The organism is Variovorax monticola, from assembly GCF_051216855.1.
GTDB lineage: Bacteria > Pseudomonadota > Gammaproteobacteria > Burkholderiales > Burkholderiaceae_C > Variovorax.
The window spans coordinates 80,984-95,966 of sequence record NZ_JBPJZP010000009.1 but is presented as its reverse complement, the minus strand read 5'-3'; the positions used below and the strand labels follow the sequence as shown (position 1 = coordinate 95,966).

The 14,983-nt window shown below is 69.6% G+C and carries 14 protein-coding genes and 1 pseudogene; 2 read left to right on the top strand and 13 right to left on the bottom strand.

What is annotated here, in order from left to right; translation table 11 throughout:
* Window positions 1-28: 28 nt before the first annotated feature.
* A complete protein-coding gene (locus tag ACSFA5_RS29960) occupies window positions 29-1,036 on the bottom strand; it encodes an LLM class flavin-dependent oxidoreductase (RefSeq protein ID WP_435447687.1) in 1,008 nt (335 codons plus the stop codon).
* 197 nt (window positions 1,037-1,233) lie between these two features.
* Here ACSFA5_RS29960 and ACSFA5_RS29955 point away from each other — a divergent pair.
* Window positions 1,234-1,652: pseudogene (locus tag ACSFA5_RS29955) on the top strand (DUF1801 domain-containing protein).
* Here ACSFA5_RS29955 and ACSFA5_RS29950 read toward each other — a convergent pair.
* From ACSFA5_RS29950 to ACSFA5_RS29910, 9 genes are all read right to left on the bottom strand, one after another.
* Complete coding sequence (locus ACSFA5_RS29950; protein ID WP_435447686.1) at window positions 1,649-2,197, bottom strand: P-loop nucleotide/nucleoside kinase family protein; 549 nt, start codon at window positions 2,195-2,197, stop codon at window positions 1,649-1,651. The pseudogene ACSFA5_RS29955 and the gene ACSFA5_RS29950 sit on opposite strands and share 4 nt — an antisense overlap.
* Before the next feature lie 43 nt (window positions 2,198-2,240).
* Window positions 2,241-2,438, bottom strand: coding sequence for a hypothetical protein (locus tag ACSFA5_RS29945; protein WP_435447685.1), 198 nt, complete (start codon window positions 2,436-2,438; stop codon window positions 2,241-2,243).
* A 101-nt stretch (window positions 2,439-2,539) separates the two neighbouring features.
* Window positions 2,540-3,580 (bottom strand): L-glyceraldehyde 3-phosphate reductase, encoded by a 1,041-nt coding sequence (gene mgrA, locus ACSFA5_RS29940; RefSeq protein WP_435447684.1) that lies wholly within the window; start codon window positions 3,578-3,580, stop codon window positions 2,540-2,542.
* 162 nt (window positions 3,581-3,742) lie between these two features.
* The gene (locus tag ACSFA5_RS29935) at window positions 3,743-4,714 is read right to left on the bottom strand and encodes an ABC transporter substrate-binding protein (protein WP_435447682.1); all 972 of its coding nucleotides are present in this window, start codon (window positions 4,712-4,714) and stop codon (window positions 3,743-3,745) included.
* A 37-nt stretch (window positions 4,715-4,751) separates the two neighbouring features.
* Window positions 4,752-5,081, bottom strand: a complete 330-nt coding sequence (locus tag ACSFA5_RS29930; RefSeq protein WP_435447681.1) for a 4Fe-4S binding protein — start codon at window positions 5,079-5,081, stop codon at window positions 4,752-4,754.
* The gene (locus ACSFA5_RS29925) at window positions 5,078-6,691 is read right to left on the bottom strand and encodes an FAD-dependent oxidoreductase (protein ID WP_435447680.1); all 1,614 of its coding nucleotides are present in this window, start codon (window positions 6,689-6,691) and stop codon (window positions 5,078-5,080) included. Before ACSFA5_RS29925 ends, ACSFA5_RS29930 begins: the two co-directional genes overlap by 4 nt.
* A gap of 126 nt (window positions 6,692-6,817) precedes the next feature.
* Window positions 6,818-8,254, bottom strand: coding sequence for an MDR family MFS transporter (locus ACSFA5_RS29920; RefSeq protein ID WP_435447679.1), 1,437 nt, complete (start codon window positions 8,252-8,254; stop codon window positions 6,818-6,820).
* Window positions 8,255-8,357: 103 nt separating this feature from the next.
* Window positions 8,358-9,281 (bottom strand): cation diffusion facilitator family transporter, encoded by a 924-nt coding sequence (locus tag ACSFA5_RS29915; protein ID WP_435447678.1) that lies wholly within the window; start codon window positions 9,279-9,281, stop codon window positions 8,358-8,360.
* 7 nt (window positions 9,282-9,288) lie between these two features.
* Complete coding sequence (locus ACSFA5_RS29910; protein ID WP_435447677.1) at window positions 9,289-10,293, bottom strand: AraC family transcriptional regulator; 1,005 nt, start codon at window positions 10,291-10,293, stop codon at window positions 9,289-9,291.
* Between the two features lie 230 nt (window positions 10,294-10,523).
* Between ACSFA5_RS29910 and ACSFA5_RS29905 the strand changes: the two genes are divergently transcribed.
* Entirely contained in the window at window positions 10,524-11,576 is a 1,053-nt protein-coding gene (locus ACSFA5_RS29905; RefSeq protein ID WP_435447676.1) for an aldo/keto reductase, read from the top strand.
* Here ACSFA5_RS29905 and bioD read toward each other — a convergent pair.
* Genes bioD through bioA form a run of 3 tightly spaced genes read right to left on the bottom strand, consistent with a single transcriptional unit; the run spans window position 11,559 to window position 14,906 of the window.
* Window positions 11,559-12,293: a dethiobiotin synthase gene (bioD, locus tag ACSFA5_RS29900; RefSeq protein WP_435447675.1), complete on the bottom strand. Its 735-nt coding sequence runs from the start codon at window positions 12,291-12,293 to the stop codon at window positions 11,559-11,561. The genes ACSFA5_RS29905 and bioD overlap by 18 nt on opposite strands.
* Complete coding sequence (bioF, locus tag ACSFA5_RS29895) at window positions 12,290-13,531, bottom strand: 8-amino-7-oxononanoate synthase (protein WP_435447674.1); 1,242 nt, start codon at window positions 13,529-13,531, stop codon at window positions 12,290-12,292. The genes bioD and bioF overlap by 4 nt, the downstream gene beginning before the upstream one ends.
* Window positions 13,515-14,906 carry an adenosylmethionine--8-amino-7-oxononanoate transaminase gene (gene bioA, locus ACSFA5_RS29890; RefSeq protein WP_435447673.1) on the bottom strand — a complete coding sequence of 464 codons (1,392 nt, stop codon included), beginning with the start codon at window positions 14,904-14,906 and terminating at the stop codon, window positions 13,515-13,517. The genes bioF and bioA overlap by 17 nt, the downstream gene beginning before the upstream one ends.
* Window positions 14,907-14,983: the final 77 nt, after the last annotated feature.

Below are 14,983 nucleotides of genomic sequence, written 5' to 3'. Positions count from 1 at the left end.
GTCTCGTCGTTGGGGAAAAAGAGAAAGCTCAGGCCGGCACACGGTCGCGCGCCGTGGCCAGCAGCTCGACCGACGCATGGCGCGCCGCGAAGTCGGCCACCGGAATGTCGATGACGAACTCCTCGATGCCGTGGCGTGCGCTCAGCGCGTCGAGCGCATCGCGCACCGCTTCGCCGGTGCCCGCGATGACGTGCGGGCGCCGCTCCTCGGTGCGGTAGTCGCTCGCGCCGGCCTGCCGCGCGAACTCCGCCGCGGCTTCGAGGCTGGGCAAGTTGACGGTCTGGCCGGTGGGCAGGTACACGCGGAAGCTGCGCAGCGCACCGACGCGGTCGGCCGCCTCTTCGCTCGTGTGTGCGGCAAAGGCAAAGAGCGCGAGCCAGGGTGCGCGGCCCGTCTCGGCGCGGTAGGCGTCGATCGACTGCGCAAGGTTCACCGGGTCGCCGTTGAAGTGCCCCGCATAGACGAACTGCCAGCCGAGGCGCGCCGCGAGCACCGCGCTTTCAGGGCTGCCGCCGAGCAGCACGCGCTGCGGCAACTGCGGCGGGTTGGGCATGGCCGCCGCGCCGGCGAGCGCGTGGTCCGAGGCGACACCGTCGTGCAGGAAGGCATCGAGCTCGGCCAGCCGCACGCCGAAGTCGTCGCTGCGTTTTTTCTCGGGGTCGTGCAGCCACTGCAGGGCCTTGCTCGTGAGCGGCAGCCCGCCCGGCGCCTTGCCGATGCCCAGGTCCACCCGGCCCGGCGCCAGCGACGCGAGCACGCGAAAAGTCTCTGCCACCTTGAACGGGCTGTAGTGCTGCAGCATCACGCCGCCGGTGCCCACCCGGATGCGCGAGGTCTTCGCGAGCACATGCGCGGCCAGCACCTCGGGCGCCGAGCCTGCGTAGGTCTTGTTGCCGTGGTGCTCGGCCAGCCAGTAGCGGCGGTAACCCAGCCGCTCCGCGCTCTGCGCGAGCGCAACGGTGTGCTGGAACGCCTGCGCGGCGTCGGCGCCTTCAGGGATCAGGCTCTTGTCGAGCAGGGACAGCGAATAGGACACGGTGTGCGGCGAAGACGCCCTCGAGAAGAATTGCTGCGAATTCTCTTGGGCATCGCGCGTGGCGTTTGCGCTGAATTCCTCTATCGATAGTTGGGGATTGCGGGTCGGCTCGGGGTGAACAGGATGGGCGGTTTACGCGCGTCGACGCCCGCAATAACATGGCATCAAAGCTTTCAGCGCCATCCGGGACAAAGACCATGACAAAGCCGCAAGCGCCCCCTGCCCCGCCTGCATCGGAACTCATCTCGAAAAAATCGCCGAGCTCGGCGACTGGCGCGCTGACACGCTCGGCCGAATGCGCAAGCTCGTGCACGAGGCGGACCCCGACGTCGTCGAAGAGTGGAAGTGGATGGGCACGCCGGTGTGGTCGCACGACGGCATCGTCTGCACGGGCGAGACCTACAAGAAGGTCGTGAAGCTCACCTTCGCCAAGGGAGCGTCCCTGAAAGACCCGGCCGGCCTCTTCAATTCGAGTCTCGACGGAAACACCCGCCGCGCGATCGACATCCATGAAGGGGAAGAAGTGAATGCGGCCGCCTTCAAGGCGCTCGTTCGCGAGGCGATTGCGCTCAACAAATCCGGCAGGTCGAAGCCTTCCAAGAAGGCCGCGTCCTAGAAGACACCCGCACCGAACGGGGCCGACGTCGTGGTGATGGAGGCGTCGTTCCGCAACCGAGCGACGATGGCTTGCGCCGCATCTCCTGCGCTCACGAATGCCGTGTCGATCACAAGGCGCTGCGTGGTCCACGGCAAATACTCATGCTGCTGCACCGACGCCCATGTCGGCGGCACAAGGCGCGGGACGTCAACCACTCTCTGCTCCACACGACGCCGATGCTCAACATCGTCCGAGCACACGATCTCGACCTCCAGGATCTGCGAGGAAGCCTCCGCCGCCACGGCCCGCCAGGCCTCCCGCGTCACCGGCAACGGGTTGACGCAATCCGCCACCACGCGCTGCCCCAACGCGAGGTTCGAGCGAGCCAGTGCATAGGCCACCACGTAGCCCGCAGGCCCCACGTCGCCGGCCAGCACGCCGGACGCGCGCAGCGACTGCTCGATGGTGTCGATGCGCAGGCAGGTGGCAGGCAGCAGCGCGACGATTTCGCGCGCGATGGTGGTCTTGCCGGTGCCGGGCAAGCCGCCGAGAACGATCAGCATCGGTGGGTCTCCGGGGTCGGTGTTCAACCGCCTGGAGACGAGTTCACCACGAATGCGGCAACAAGGCCAGCACGGCAGCCGCATGCAGCCTGCGCATCGCGCGCACCGGCACATAGCCGTGCGGCGCACGACGCGCCACCGCGCGCGGAGAGCTGTGCGGAACGCGCCAGGCCTCGGCCGTCAGCGCCAGAACTTGGCGCGCCTGCGCGGCCGGGGAAACGTGAAAGGTGCGAAACAACATGGCAGTGATCGAATGAAAGCTTCTGCCGATTCTGCGCAGCCCCGCCCGCTTTGCCAAAGACGGATTCCAAGTTTCCTGATGCGCTCAGTGACCTGAACGCGTCACGCGAAATCGGTCGACGGCTTCTCCCACAGGTTCACGCCGCCCTCCACCGCGTACTTGTCGATGTCGGCCAGTTCCTCGGTGCTGAGCGGCGCATGCGACAGCGCCGCCACGTTGTCGACGATCTGCTCGGGCCGGCTGGCACCGATGAGCGCCGAGCTCACGCGCGGGTCGCGCAGCGTCCACGTCAGCGCGAGCTGCGCCAGCGTTTGCCCGCGGCGTTGCGCGATCTTGTGGAGCGCGCGCGCGCGCTCCACGTTGGCCTCGGACAGGTGCTCCTGCTTGAGCGAGCCGCCGCCGGGCCGGTTGATGCGCGCATCGTCGGGAATGCCGTTCAGGTACTTGTCGGTCAGCAGGCCTTGCGCCAGCGGCGTGAAGGCGATCACGCCCGCGCCCAGGTCGTCGGTGGCGGCCAGCAGGTCTTTCTCGATCCAGCGGTTGAACAGGTTGTAGGCCGGCTGGTGGATCAGCAGCGGCACCTTCCACTCGCGCAGCAGCGCGGCAATTTCGCGGGTCTTGCCGGCCGAGTACGACGAGATGCCGATGTACAGCGCCTTGCCCTGCTGCACGGCCTGGGCCAGCGCGGAGGCCGTTTCTTCCAGCGGGGTGTCGGGGTCGAAGCGGTGCGAATAGAAGATGTCCACATAGTCCAGGCCCAGGCGCTGCAGGCTCTGGTCCAGGCTGGCGAGCACGTATTTGCGCGAGCCGCCGCCCTTGCCGTAAGGGCCGGGCCACATGTCCCAGCCGGCCTTGCTGGAGATGATGAGCTCGTCGCGGTAGGCCTTGAAATCTTCGCGCAGCAGGCGGCCGAAGTTGGTCTCGGCGCTGCCGTAGGGCGGGCCGTAGTTGTTGGCCAGGTCGAAGTGGTTGATGCCCAGGTCGAAGGCCGTGCGCAGCAGCTGGCGCTGCGTGGCGATGGGCGTGGCGTCACCGAAGTTGTGCCAGAGCCCGAGCGAAATCGCGGGCAGCACGAGCCCGCTGCGCCCGACGCGGCGGTAGGGAATGGCGTCGTAGCGCTTGGAGTCGGCGTGGTAGGTCATGGGTGTGTCTTGTCTTGACGATGAAGGAATGAGAAAGGCCGCGTGCCGGGGTGCCGGGGGTGGCATGGCACGTTCGAGGATGCCCGCCCGAGCGCAGGGCTGCAAGCATGCCCACGCCGCAAGCGCGTGCTTGGCGCCGCTGCGATGCAGGCCGGCCGATGTTCAGGCTTCGGGTGCGCGCCACTGCGCGAGCGCGAAGTCGCGGCTCACGAGGTTTTCGGCCAGCAGGAACCTCTTGACCTCGTCGAGCAGCGCCAGCCCCTCGGCCGGGTACGCCGCCTCGGGGAACTGCGACAGCGGGTGCGACACCTTCACCACGTCCAGCGGGAAGCCGCTGACCTCCGCGTGAAAGGCGTAGCAGGCGTCGCTGTCGCGGCGAATCTCCTGCAGCGCGGTGCGGCGCGCGCGTGTCCATGCGGCGGGCAGCCCGGGCGCGGCCGCGAGCAGCTTGTTCGATGCGACGATCACCGAGGTGCCGCGCAGCGTCGGATGCCGGTCGGCCTCGTCGATCACCGGGTAGCCGCGCGACGCCAGCAGAGGCCCCACGTCGATCTGCGCCGCGAAGGCCGCGATGGAGCCCTGGTCGAGCGCCGCCTCGCCGTCGCGCGGGAACATGTGGATCACTTTCACCGACTTCTGCAGTCCGTGCTCTTTCAGCAGGCCCAGCACGTAGCGGTGCATGTACGAGCCGCGCGCCACGCCGATCGACTGGCCTTCGAGCGCCTGCACGCTGCGCACGCCGTTGCGCGGCGTGAGCAGCCACACGTTCATGCCCACCGCGTCGAAGCCGATGAGCTGGCTTTCGAGGCCGCGCGAACGCGCCACGATGGCGGGCGTGTCGCCGTAGATGCCGACATCGAGCACACCGGCCACGAAAGCCTCGTTCAGGTCGGGTCCGTTCGGAAAGTTGCGCGTGCTCACGTCCTTGAAGCCGAGCGCCGCCAGCTCACGCTGCAGGTGACCCTGGCGCAAGGCCCAGCCGGTGGCGTTCGCGGGCTTCTTGCCCGGGCCGATGTAGCCCAGGCGCAGCATCTGGCCGCTGCCCTGGGCGAAAGACAAGGCAGGCAAGGCGCTGGCGGCGGCCCCCGCCATGGCGGCGCGCAACAACCGGCGGCGGCTGAAGAAATCTGGCATCGAAGAACCCACGGCGAAAGGAAAAGAAATGAGGGGCTCAGTGCGCGCGGCGCAGCAGCTCGAAGCTCGCATCGGCGGAGGCCGTCGACTGCCGCCCCCTGCCCCATCCGATGGCGCTGCGGTAGCTGCCCATCAGCGCCTGAGCGGCGGCGTCGCGCTCCTCGGCGGTGGCGCTGCGGTCGGCGATGGGGGCGACGTAGAGCGCGTCTTCGGGGCAGTACAGCTCGCACATGAAGCAGGTCTGGCAGTCGTCCTGCCGCGCGATGCGCGGCGGCCCACCGGCCACCGCCTCGAACACGTTGGTCGGGCAGGCGTTCACGCAGATGTTGCAGGCGGTGCAGCGCTCGGCGCTGATGACTTCGATCATGCGAGCTCCGTCACGGCGTGCTGCTGAACCCACACTTCGTCCAGGCCGCCGCTGAGCAGGCGATGGCGCTGCGCGGGGTCGAGCACGCCGTGCTCGCGCCGGCGGTGCATGCCGCGCGTTTCGGTGCGCTGCAGGGCGCTGCGGTACATCCAGCGCGAAGTGGCGAGCATGGCCGCGGCCTCGCGTGCGCGCACCGCCTCGGTGGCCGTGGCGGCGCTCGCGCTGGTGCGCAGGCGCGCCCACAGCGCGTCGAGCCGCCCCAGCGAATCGCGCAGCACGTCGCCTTCGCGGAACCAGTTGCGCTCGTACGGAAACACTTCGGCCTGCACCGCGCGAATGACCTCCTGCGCGTCGAACGGTGTCGCGCCGCGCGTGGACAGCGCCACGCCGCCCGTGCGCAGCGCGGTGCGGTTGCTGCTGGCGCGTGCATCGCGCCCGAACGCCGCCGCACCCGTGCCGGCCCAGAAGCCCGACGACAGCGCCCACGCCGCGTTGTGGCTGCCGCCGCCCGTGAAGCCGCCGCAGATCAGCTCGCGCGTGGCCGCGTCGCCCGCCGCATAGAGGCCGGGCACCGAGCTCGCGCAGGTGTCGTCGACCAGGTGCAGGCCGCCGGTGCCGCGCACCGTGCCTTCGAGGCGGAGCGTCACGGGGAAATGCTGCGTGAACGGGTCGATGCCCTGCCGGTCGAACGAGACGAAGAAGTTGGGCTGCGCCGTGCGCATCCACACTCGGATCTGCGCGTCGGCGCGGTCCAGGCAGGCGAACACAGGCTGCGACTGCAGCGTCTGCGCGATCACGCCGCGCCCCTTCGACGAGCCCGCGCCCTCGATCGCCACGCCCTCGGCCGTGTAGAAGGTGGCCCAGTTGTAGAACAGCGACTTGGTGACCGAAGAGAACGCCGGCCCCAGCCCGTAGGCATTGGAAAACTCCATGCCCGACAGCGCCGCGCCCACCTCGGCGGCCATCAGCTGGCCGTCGCCGGTGAGCACGTTGCAGCCCAGCGCGCGGCTCAGGAAGGCGCAGCCGCCGGTGGCGATGACCACCGCGCCGGAGCGCACCACCCAGGTGTCGCCGCGCTGGCGGTTCACGCCGGTGGCGCCGCACACGGTGCCGTGCTCGTCCACCAGCAGTTCGAGCGCAGGGCTGTGGTCGAGGATGCGCGCACCCGATTCCTTCACGCGCTTGCGCATCAGGCGCATGTACTCGGGGCCCTGCAGCGAGGTGCAGCGCAGCGCGCCCTGGTCGTCGGCCGGAAAGGGGTAGCCCCAGTCCTTCAGCCGCTCGACGTTGTCCCAGGTCTGCGCGAGCACCCGGTCCATCCACGCATGCTCGGCCAGCTGGCCACCCATGGCGTAGCGGCTGGCCTTGGCCTCTTCACGTGCACTGCCGTCCGGCGACACATGCCACAGGCCGGTGCCCGAAGGCGCTGTCGCGCCCGAGGTGCCGCAGAAGCCCTTGTCGGCCAGCACCACGCGGGCGCCCTGCGCCGCCGCGCTCACCGCGGCCCAGGCGCCGGCCGGGCCGCCGCCGATGACCAGCACATCGGCCTGATGCTGCGTGTTGCCCTCGGCCCCCGACAGAACCCGCCCCTCGAAATCTCTCGCGCCCATGGTCGATCGCCTCGAAATGCAAAGAGAGCGACCGTAGCAATGCGGGGTGAGGGGCGCAAAGAAGGAAAGTGCGCAACGTTATGCGGCGTGCGGGCAAGCACAGTCGCAAAACGAAAGACAGGAGGCCTACTTCGCCGCCGGCTCCCCCGCCCCGACCGCGTGGCTCTCCAGCCCTTCCTTGGGCAGCAGCAACGCCAGCACGACCACGCCCAGGCTCACGACCAGCATCGTCACGAAGGTGAGATGCAGTGAGCCGCCCAGCGCCAGGCGAATGCCCGCGTCGGTGGCCGCCGAGCCGTGCGAGCCCTGCAGCAGCAGGCGCAGCTGGTCGTCGGTGAAGGCCATGGCGCCGTCGCCGCGCGTCAGCCCGAAGTTGAAGACCGCGCCGAAGAAGGTCGCGCCCAACGCGCTGCCGAGGTTGCGCGAGAACACGTTCGACGCGGTGGCCACGCCGCGCTGCGCCACGTCCACCGCCTCCTGGATCAGGATGAGCGAGGCCAGGCTCATCACGCCCATGCCCAGGCCCATGATGAAGGAGCCGACCGCCGCCAGCGCCGGCGTGCTGTCGGACGACAGCAGCGCGAACGCCGCCGTGCCCACCGGAATGAGCGCCCCGCCGACCACCACCATGCGCCACAGCCCGATGCGGTGCCAGGTGCGCGAGGTGAGCGTGGCGCCGATGGGCCAGCCCAGCATCACCATGGTGAGCGTGAGGCCTGCCGTGACCGACGAGCGCTGCAGCACCACCTGCACGTACATCGGCAGGAAGGTGGTGATGCCGATCAGCACCATGCCACCCAGCATGGCCGCGCCGTTCACGGTGGCGATGATGCGCGCGCCCCAGAGCTTGAGCGACACCATCGGGTCGGCGGCGCGGCGCTCCTGCAGCACGAACAGCACCAGCGTCACGGCGAACACCGCCGTCCACAGGGCCGCGCTGCCCAGGTCGCCGATGCCGAAGTCGGTCAGCGCGATCATCAGCGCCGCGATGCCGACGGTGAACAGCACCGCGCCCACGATGTCGATGGACGAGCGGCGCACGGCCGGCGCCTCGTGCAGGTAGCGCCAGAAGAGCGCGGCGGCGGCAAGGCCGATGGGCACGTTCATCCAGAAAATCCACCCCCAATCGAGCTTCTGCACGATGAGCGCGCCGATCATCGGCCCCACCACCGCCGACACGGCCCACACGCTGGCCAGGTAGCCCTGCACCTTGCCGCGCTCGCGCGCCGGGTACAGGTCGCCCACGATGGTGAGCGACACCGGCTGGATCGCGCCCGCGCCGATGCCCTGAATGAGCCGGAAGCAGATCATGGCCGGCATCGACCACGAGAAGCCGGCCAGCACCGAGCCGACCAGGAAGATCCCGATGCCCACGAACATGACCGGCTTGCGCCCGTACAGGTCGGAGAGCTTGCCGAACACCACCGTCATCGCCGTCTGCGCGAGCAGGAAGGACGCGAACACCCAGCTGTACAGGTGCAGCCCGCCGAGCTCGGAGGCGATCTGCGGCATCACGGTGGAGACGATGGTCGCCTCGATGGCCACCATGGCCATGGAAGCCATGATCGCGGCGATGACCAGGGGGCGTCTTGTTGTTTTGGCTGTCGTGGTTGTGGGGGTCATGTGCGGGCGATGCTATCGGGGGTGGTGAGCCCTTGTCGCTGGCTCAAGCTCTGGCGCCTTCGGCCACCGGCGCGTCGCTCGCCTCGATGAACAGGCGCTTGATCATCGGAAACCGCACGCGCACCTGCCGCTCGATGGCGGCAATGGCCTCGCCCGCCTCGCCGGTCGGCACGTCGTTTTTGAAGTTGACGTCGACCACCACCAGCACCTCGTCGGGCCCGATGTACATCGACAGCACGTGGCCCACGTCCTCCACGCTGGGCTGCGCCAGGGCCAGCTCGCGAATGGCGCGCGCGGTCTCGGGGCGGATGCCCTCGCCGATCAGCAGGCCGCGTGCCTGGCGGATCAAAAACACCGCCACGCCGGCCAGCAGCACGCCGATGACCACCGAGGCCACGCCGTCCAGCGCGGGCATGTCCAGCGCGTGGCTCAGGTAGATGCCCAGCCCCGCCACCGCCAGGCCCACCAGCGCGGCCGAGTCTTCGGCAAGCACGGTGTAGGTGGTCGGGTCCTTGCTGCGGTCCAGCGCCTGCCAGAACGGCATGCCGCGAGCCTGCGCGCGAAACTGCTTCAGCGCGATGAAGAAGCTGGTGCCCTCGAACAGCGCGGCCGCCGCCAGCACGACATAGTTCCACGTGGGGTCGCGCATCGGCTCGGGGTTGCGGATGTGCTGCACACCTTCGAAGAACGACACGCCGCCGCCCAGCCCGAAGATCAGCACCGCGACGATCAGGCTCCAGAAGTACAGCTCCTTGCCGTGCCCGAACGGATGCTCCGCGGTCGCGGGCCGCTTGCTGAGCCTGATGCCCACGAGCAGCAGCACGCCGTTGAAGGTGTCGACCGCCGAGTGGATGCCTTCGGACAGCATCGCGGAACTGCCCGTGACGCCGGCCACGATGAACTTGGTGGCGGCAATGGCGACGTTGGCCGCTATCGCGCCGTAGATGGCGACCTTGGATTCGGCCATCTGCGCGCTATGCCGCTTCCATCGAGGCGGCGCCCAGCGCGTCGTTGCCCGCCTCGCCGAGCCAGCGGCGCTTGTCGCGCAGCGGCGGCGCACCGAACATGCGGCCGTACTCGCGCGCGAACTGCGAAGGGCTTTCGTAGCCCACGCTGTGCGCGGCGGAGGCCACGTCGGCGCCCGTCAGCAGCATCTGGCGGCGCGCCTCCTGCAGGCGCAGTTGCTTCTGGTACTGCAGCGGGCTCATCGCGGTCACGGCCTTGAAGTGATGGTGGAACGACGACACGCTCATGTGCACCGCGCGCGCCATGTCCTCCACCCGCAGCGACTGTGCGTAGTTGACGCGCAGCGCGCTGATGGCCTTGGTGATGCGCTGCGTGTGGCTGTCTTGCAATGCGATCTGGCGCAGCCGCGCGCCCTCGCCGTTGACCAGCAGGCGGTAGAGAATCTCGCGCTTGATGAGCGGCGCGACGATGGGCACGTCTTCGGGTGTGTCGAGCAGCCGCAGCAGGCGCAGCACCGGCTCCAGCACAGGCATGGCGATGCGGTTGACATACAGGCCGCGCGACGCGGGTGCGTTGTTCGCCTTGGCGGGCAGTTTCTCGTCGCCGATGAGCTCGCCGATCTCGTCGACCGCCAGCTCCAGCCGCACGCCCAGGTAGGGCTCGTGCTCGCTGGTCAGGCGCACGTGGCCGCACACCGGCAGGTCGACCGAGGTCACCAGGTAGTGCATGGGGTCGTACACGTAGATGTCGTCGCCCACGATGATGCGTTTGGAGCCCTGCGCAATGAGCCCCAGCGCCGGGCTGGCGAAGGCGTGCTTGGGGCCGTCGGGCTTGCTGATGCGAAACACCTGCAGGCCGGGCACGGCGGTGACGATGGTGCCGTCCTGACCCTGCGTGATGTGGTTGAGCAACTGCACCAGCTCCTTGCGGGCTTCGTCCAGCTCGGGCTCCAGCGGCATCGGTTCGGCAACGCCGGCGCAGAGCGCGGAGGTTTCGGTTGTTTGTTCTGACATGTCCAGGGCCTTGTGGTGGAAGGGGCCACAGGGTGGCCGCCATGGAGGATCGAGTGGTTGCAGCTTAGCGCCGCTCCCGCGCAAGCGCACGCGCCTCGGGCGTCATCTGGAGAAATAGGCAAAGACTTTGCAGGAACGCGCGCGTCGCCGGCACGCTCACGGCGGGATACTTCGCCGGCAGCGCCCCGCCACACCTCCCCCAACGCTCCCCCAAGCAAAGGAATCTCTCCATGCAACACCGCAAATTCGGCCGTACCGGCCTCCTGGTTTCGGAACTGTGCCTCGGCACCATGACCTTCGGCGGCTCCACGGGCATCTGGGGCCAGATCGGCAACCTGCAGCAGGCCGAGGCCGAGGGCCTGATCGGCAAGGCGATGGACGCCGGCATCAACTTCATCGACACGGCGGACGTTTACTCCGAAGGGCAGTCCGAAATCATCACCGGCCAGGCGCTGAAGAACCTGAAGGCCCCGCGTGACAGCTTCGTGCTGGCCACCAAGGTGCTGGGCGAAACCGGCAGCAAGGGCCTGAACTCGGCCGGCGCCTCGCGCTTTCACATCATGGACGGCGTGAAGGCCAGCCTGAAGCGCCTGCAGCTGGACCACATCGACGTGTACCAGATCCATGGCTTCGACCCGCTCACGCCCATCGAGGAAACCGTGCACGCGCTGGACACCCTGGTGCGCCACGGCCACGTGCGCTACGTGGGCGTGTCGAACTGGGCGGCCTGGCAGATCACCAAGGCGCTGGGCATCGCGGAGCGCGACAAGCTGGCGCGCTTCGAGTCGCTGCAGGCCTACTACACCATCGCCGGGCGCGACCTGGAGCGCGAACTGGCGCCCATGCTGCGCAGCGAGAACGTCGGCCTGATGGTGTGGAGCCCGCTGGCGGGTGGCCTGCTGAGCGGCAAGTTCGGCCGCGACATCGAGGCCGAAAAAGGCAGCCGCCGCGCCACCTTCGACTTTCCGCCGGTGAACGTGGAGCGCGCCTACGACTGCATCGACGTGATGCGCCAGCTGGCCGATGCCCGCAAGGTATCGGTCGCGCAGATCGCGCTGGCCTGGCTGCTGCACCAGCCGGTGGTGACCAGCGTGATCATCGGCGCCAAGCGCGTCGAGCAGCTGGACGACAACATCGCGGCCACGGCCATCCGGCTGACCGGCGACGAGCTGGCCGCGCTCGACAAGGTGAGCGCCCTGCCCGCCGAATATCCGGGCTGGATGCTCGAGCGCCAGGGCGGCGCGCGGGCCAGGCGGCTGGCGGAATCAGGCCAGCGCGGCTGACAGCACCTGCGCGCGGCGCGCGGCATGCACCGCCGTGCCGCGCAGCGCGCGCAGGTCGATGTGGCGGGCCGCCTGCGCCGCGTCGGGGTGCGCCAGGTGCGGCACCACGCCCAGCAGCGGTGCGCCGAGCCGGGCGCGCAGCGTCTGCAGGTTGGCCTGCGGCGCGAGCATCGACGGATCGACCACGCTGGCCACCCAGCCCGCGAGCACGAGGCCACGCGCGCGAACGGCCTCGGCCGTCAGCAACGCATGGCTGAGGCAACCCAGCCGCAGCCCGACCACGAGCACCACGGGCAGGCCCAGCGCCACGGCCAGTTCGGCGCTGTCGAGGTCGTCGCAAAACGGCACGCAGAAACCGCCCACGCCCTCGACCACCACCGCGTCGGCGCGCGCCGCGAGTTCCGCGAAGGCCGACAGCATGGGCGGCAAGGCGATGCGCACGCCTTCTTCTTTCGCGGCCAGGTGCGGCGACATCGGCGCGCGCAGCAGGTACGGGCAGCGCAGGGCCAGCGGCGCGTCGACGTTGCCGGCCGCGGCCAGCTGTTCCACGTCTTCGTTGCGCCACCCGCCGTCGATGTCTTCCGCCCCCGCGGCGACGGGCTTCATGCCGACCGCACGCAGCCCCGAGCCGGCCAGCAGGTGCAGCATGGCGGTGCTGACCAGGGTCTTGCCGATCCCCGTGTCGGTGCCGGTCACAAACCAGTGGCGCCGTGTCATGCAGCCTCCTGTTCCGCGGACGAGCGCTGCGCGAGCGCCTGGCCCACCGCATCGACCAGCCGCGCGGCATCGGCCTCGCTGTGGCTGGCCGACAGCGCGATGCGCAGCCGTGCGGTGCCGGCGGGCACGGTCGGCGGGCGGATCGCGCCCACGCGCAGGCCGCGCGCGTCGAGCTGCGCCATGACCCGCATCGCACGCGCGTTGTCGCCCAGCATCAGCGGCTGGATGGCGGTGGGCGACGGCGCGAGCCACGCGCTGCCGTCCGAAGGCAACACCGCCTGCAGACCCTGGCGCAGTTGCGCAATGCGCGCCTGCAACCGCGCCCGGCGCCGCACGCCCTCCTCGCCTTCGATCAGCGCCAGGCTCGCCAGCAACGCATGCGCCACCGCCGGCGGCGCGGCCGTGGTGAAGATGTAGGGCCGCGCCCGCTGCACCAGGTAGTCAACGACGGTGCGGTGCGCCGCCACGAACGCACCCGACACGCCCGCCGCCTTGCCCAGCGTGCCCACCAGCACCAGCCGCTCGGAACGCAGGCCCAGCGCCTGCAACACGCCGCGCCCCGTGGCGCCCAGCACGCCGAAGCCGTGCGCGTCGTCCAGCACCAGCCAGGCGTCGTGGCGCTCGGCCAATGCGAGCAACTCGGCCACCGGCGCGATGTGGCCGTCCATGCTGAACACCGCATCGCTCACGATGAGCTTCACCGGCGCATCGCAGGCAGCAAGCTGGGCGTCGAGCGCGGCCACGTCGCAATGCGGGTAGCGCTCCACCCGCGCCTTGGCCAGCCGCGCACCGTCGATCAGCGAGGCGTGGTTGAGCGACTCCGAGAAGATGACCGCTTCGGCCCCGCCCAGCGCAGACAGCACGGCCAGGTTGGCCATGTAGCCGGTGCAGAAGAACAGGCTCTGCGCTTCGGGAATGAACGGTGCCATCCAGCCGGCGAGCTTGTCTTCGAGCAGCGCATGCGCCCGCGAATGGCCGAGGATGAGGTGCGAGCCGCCGCTGCCCGTGCCGTACAGCGCCGCGCCTTCGGCCCAGGCGTCGGCCAGCGCGGGGTGCGCGGCCAGCCCGAGGTAGTCGTTGCTGCTGAAGCACAGCATGGTGCGCGGGGCCGTGGTGCCGGCCAGCGTCAGCGTCTGCTCGGGCGCGCAGGCGGTTTCGGCGACATGCCGGCGGCGGCGCAGCGACTGTGCGTCGAGCGCGGCCATTTCGCCCTTCAGGCGGTCAAGCAAGCGCGACATCGTGGGCTCCTTCTTGTTCGTTTTCTTCGCGCGTGGCCCTCACCGTCTTCAGCGTGGCCAGGGTGCCGTCGACCAGTTGGTCGATCTCGTCGTCGCCGATCACGTAGGGTGGCATCAGGTAGACGGTCGGGCCGATGGGCCGCATCAGCAGGCCGTGCGCGCGCGCCGCCATGTGAAAGCGCTCGGCAAAGCGGGCGCCGGGTTCGCGCACGTCGAAGGCGGTGATCGTTCCGCGCTGGCGCAGGTGGTCGACCGCCTGCCCTTCGAGGCCCTCGCTCAAACGCGCCAGCAGCCGTGCCGCGCGGCCGCGGTTGCGCTGCAGGGCGTGTTCGCTGTCGAACAGGTCCAGCGTGGCCAACGCCGCGCGGCAGGCCAGTGCATTGCCGGTGTACGAATGCGAATGCAGAAAGCTGCGCGCCACGTCGTCGTCGACGAAGCCCTCGTGGATGGCGTCGCGCGCCATCACCAGCGCCAACGGCAGGTAGCCGCCGCTGATGCCCTTCGACAGGCACAGCAAATCGGGCCAGACGCCGGCCTGCTCGCACGCGAAGAAGGTGCCGGTGCGCCCGCAGCCCACCGCTATTTCGTCGGCGATGAGGTGCACGCCGTAGCGGTCGCACAGGGCGCGCACGCGCCGCAGGTAGGCGGGGTCGTGCATCGCCATGCCGGTGGCGCACTGCACCAGCGGCTCGACGATGACGGCGGCGATGGTCTCGTGCCTGTCGGCCAGCAAGGCTTCGAGTTGATCGGCGGCGCGGTGCGCCACGGCGGCCGCGTCTTCGCCCGGCCGCGCATGGCGCGCGTCCGGCGAGGCGACGAGGTGCGCCTGCGCGAGCAGCGGCGCATACGCATCGCGGAACACCGGCACGTCGGTCACGTGCAGGGCGCCGAGCGTCTCGCCGTGGTAGCCCTGCTTCAACGCCACGAAGCGCAGCTTGCCGCTTCGGCCCGCGTTGCGCCAGGCATGGAAGCTCATCTTCAGCGCGATCTCCACTGCAGAAGCGCCGTCGGACGCATAGAAGCAATGGCCCAGCGCATGCCCCGTCAGCGCGGACAGCCGCTCGGCCAGTTCCACGGCCGGCGCGTGCGTGCAGCCTGCGAGCATCACGTGCGACAGCGTGTCGAGCTGGTCTTTGAGCGCGGCGTTGAGCGCCGGGTGCGCATGGCCGAAGAGGTTGACCCACCACGAGCTGGTGGCGTCCATGTAGCGGCGCCCCTCGGCGTCGAACAGCCACACGCCCTCCCCGCGCGCAATCGGCAGGGGCGGCACGGCGTTCAGGCGGATGCTCTGGGTGCAGGGGTGCCAGACGTGGCGCCTGCTGCGCTGCTGCCAGCCGGCATTGGATTCAGGGGAAAAAGCAGTCGTTGAAGGCACCCGCGCAGTCCTTTTTTCAGAGGCAAGGCGCGGGATCGTATCGGTGCATCAGGGGCGCGGCAAACGCGGAAAACGTC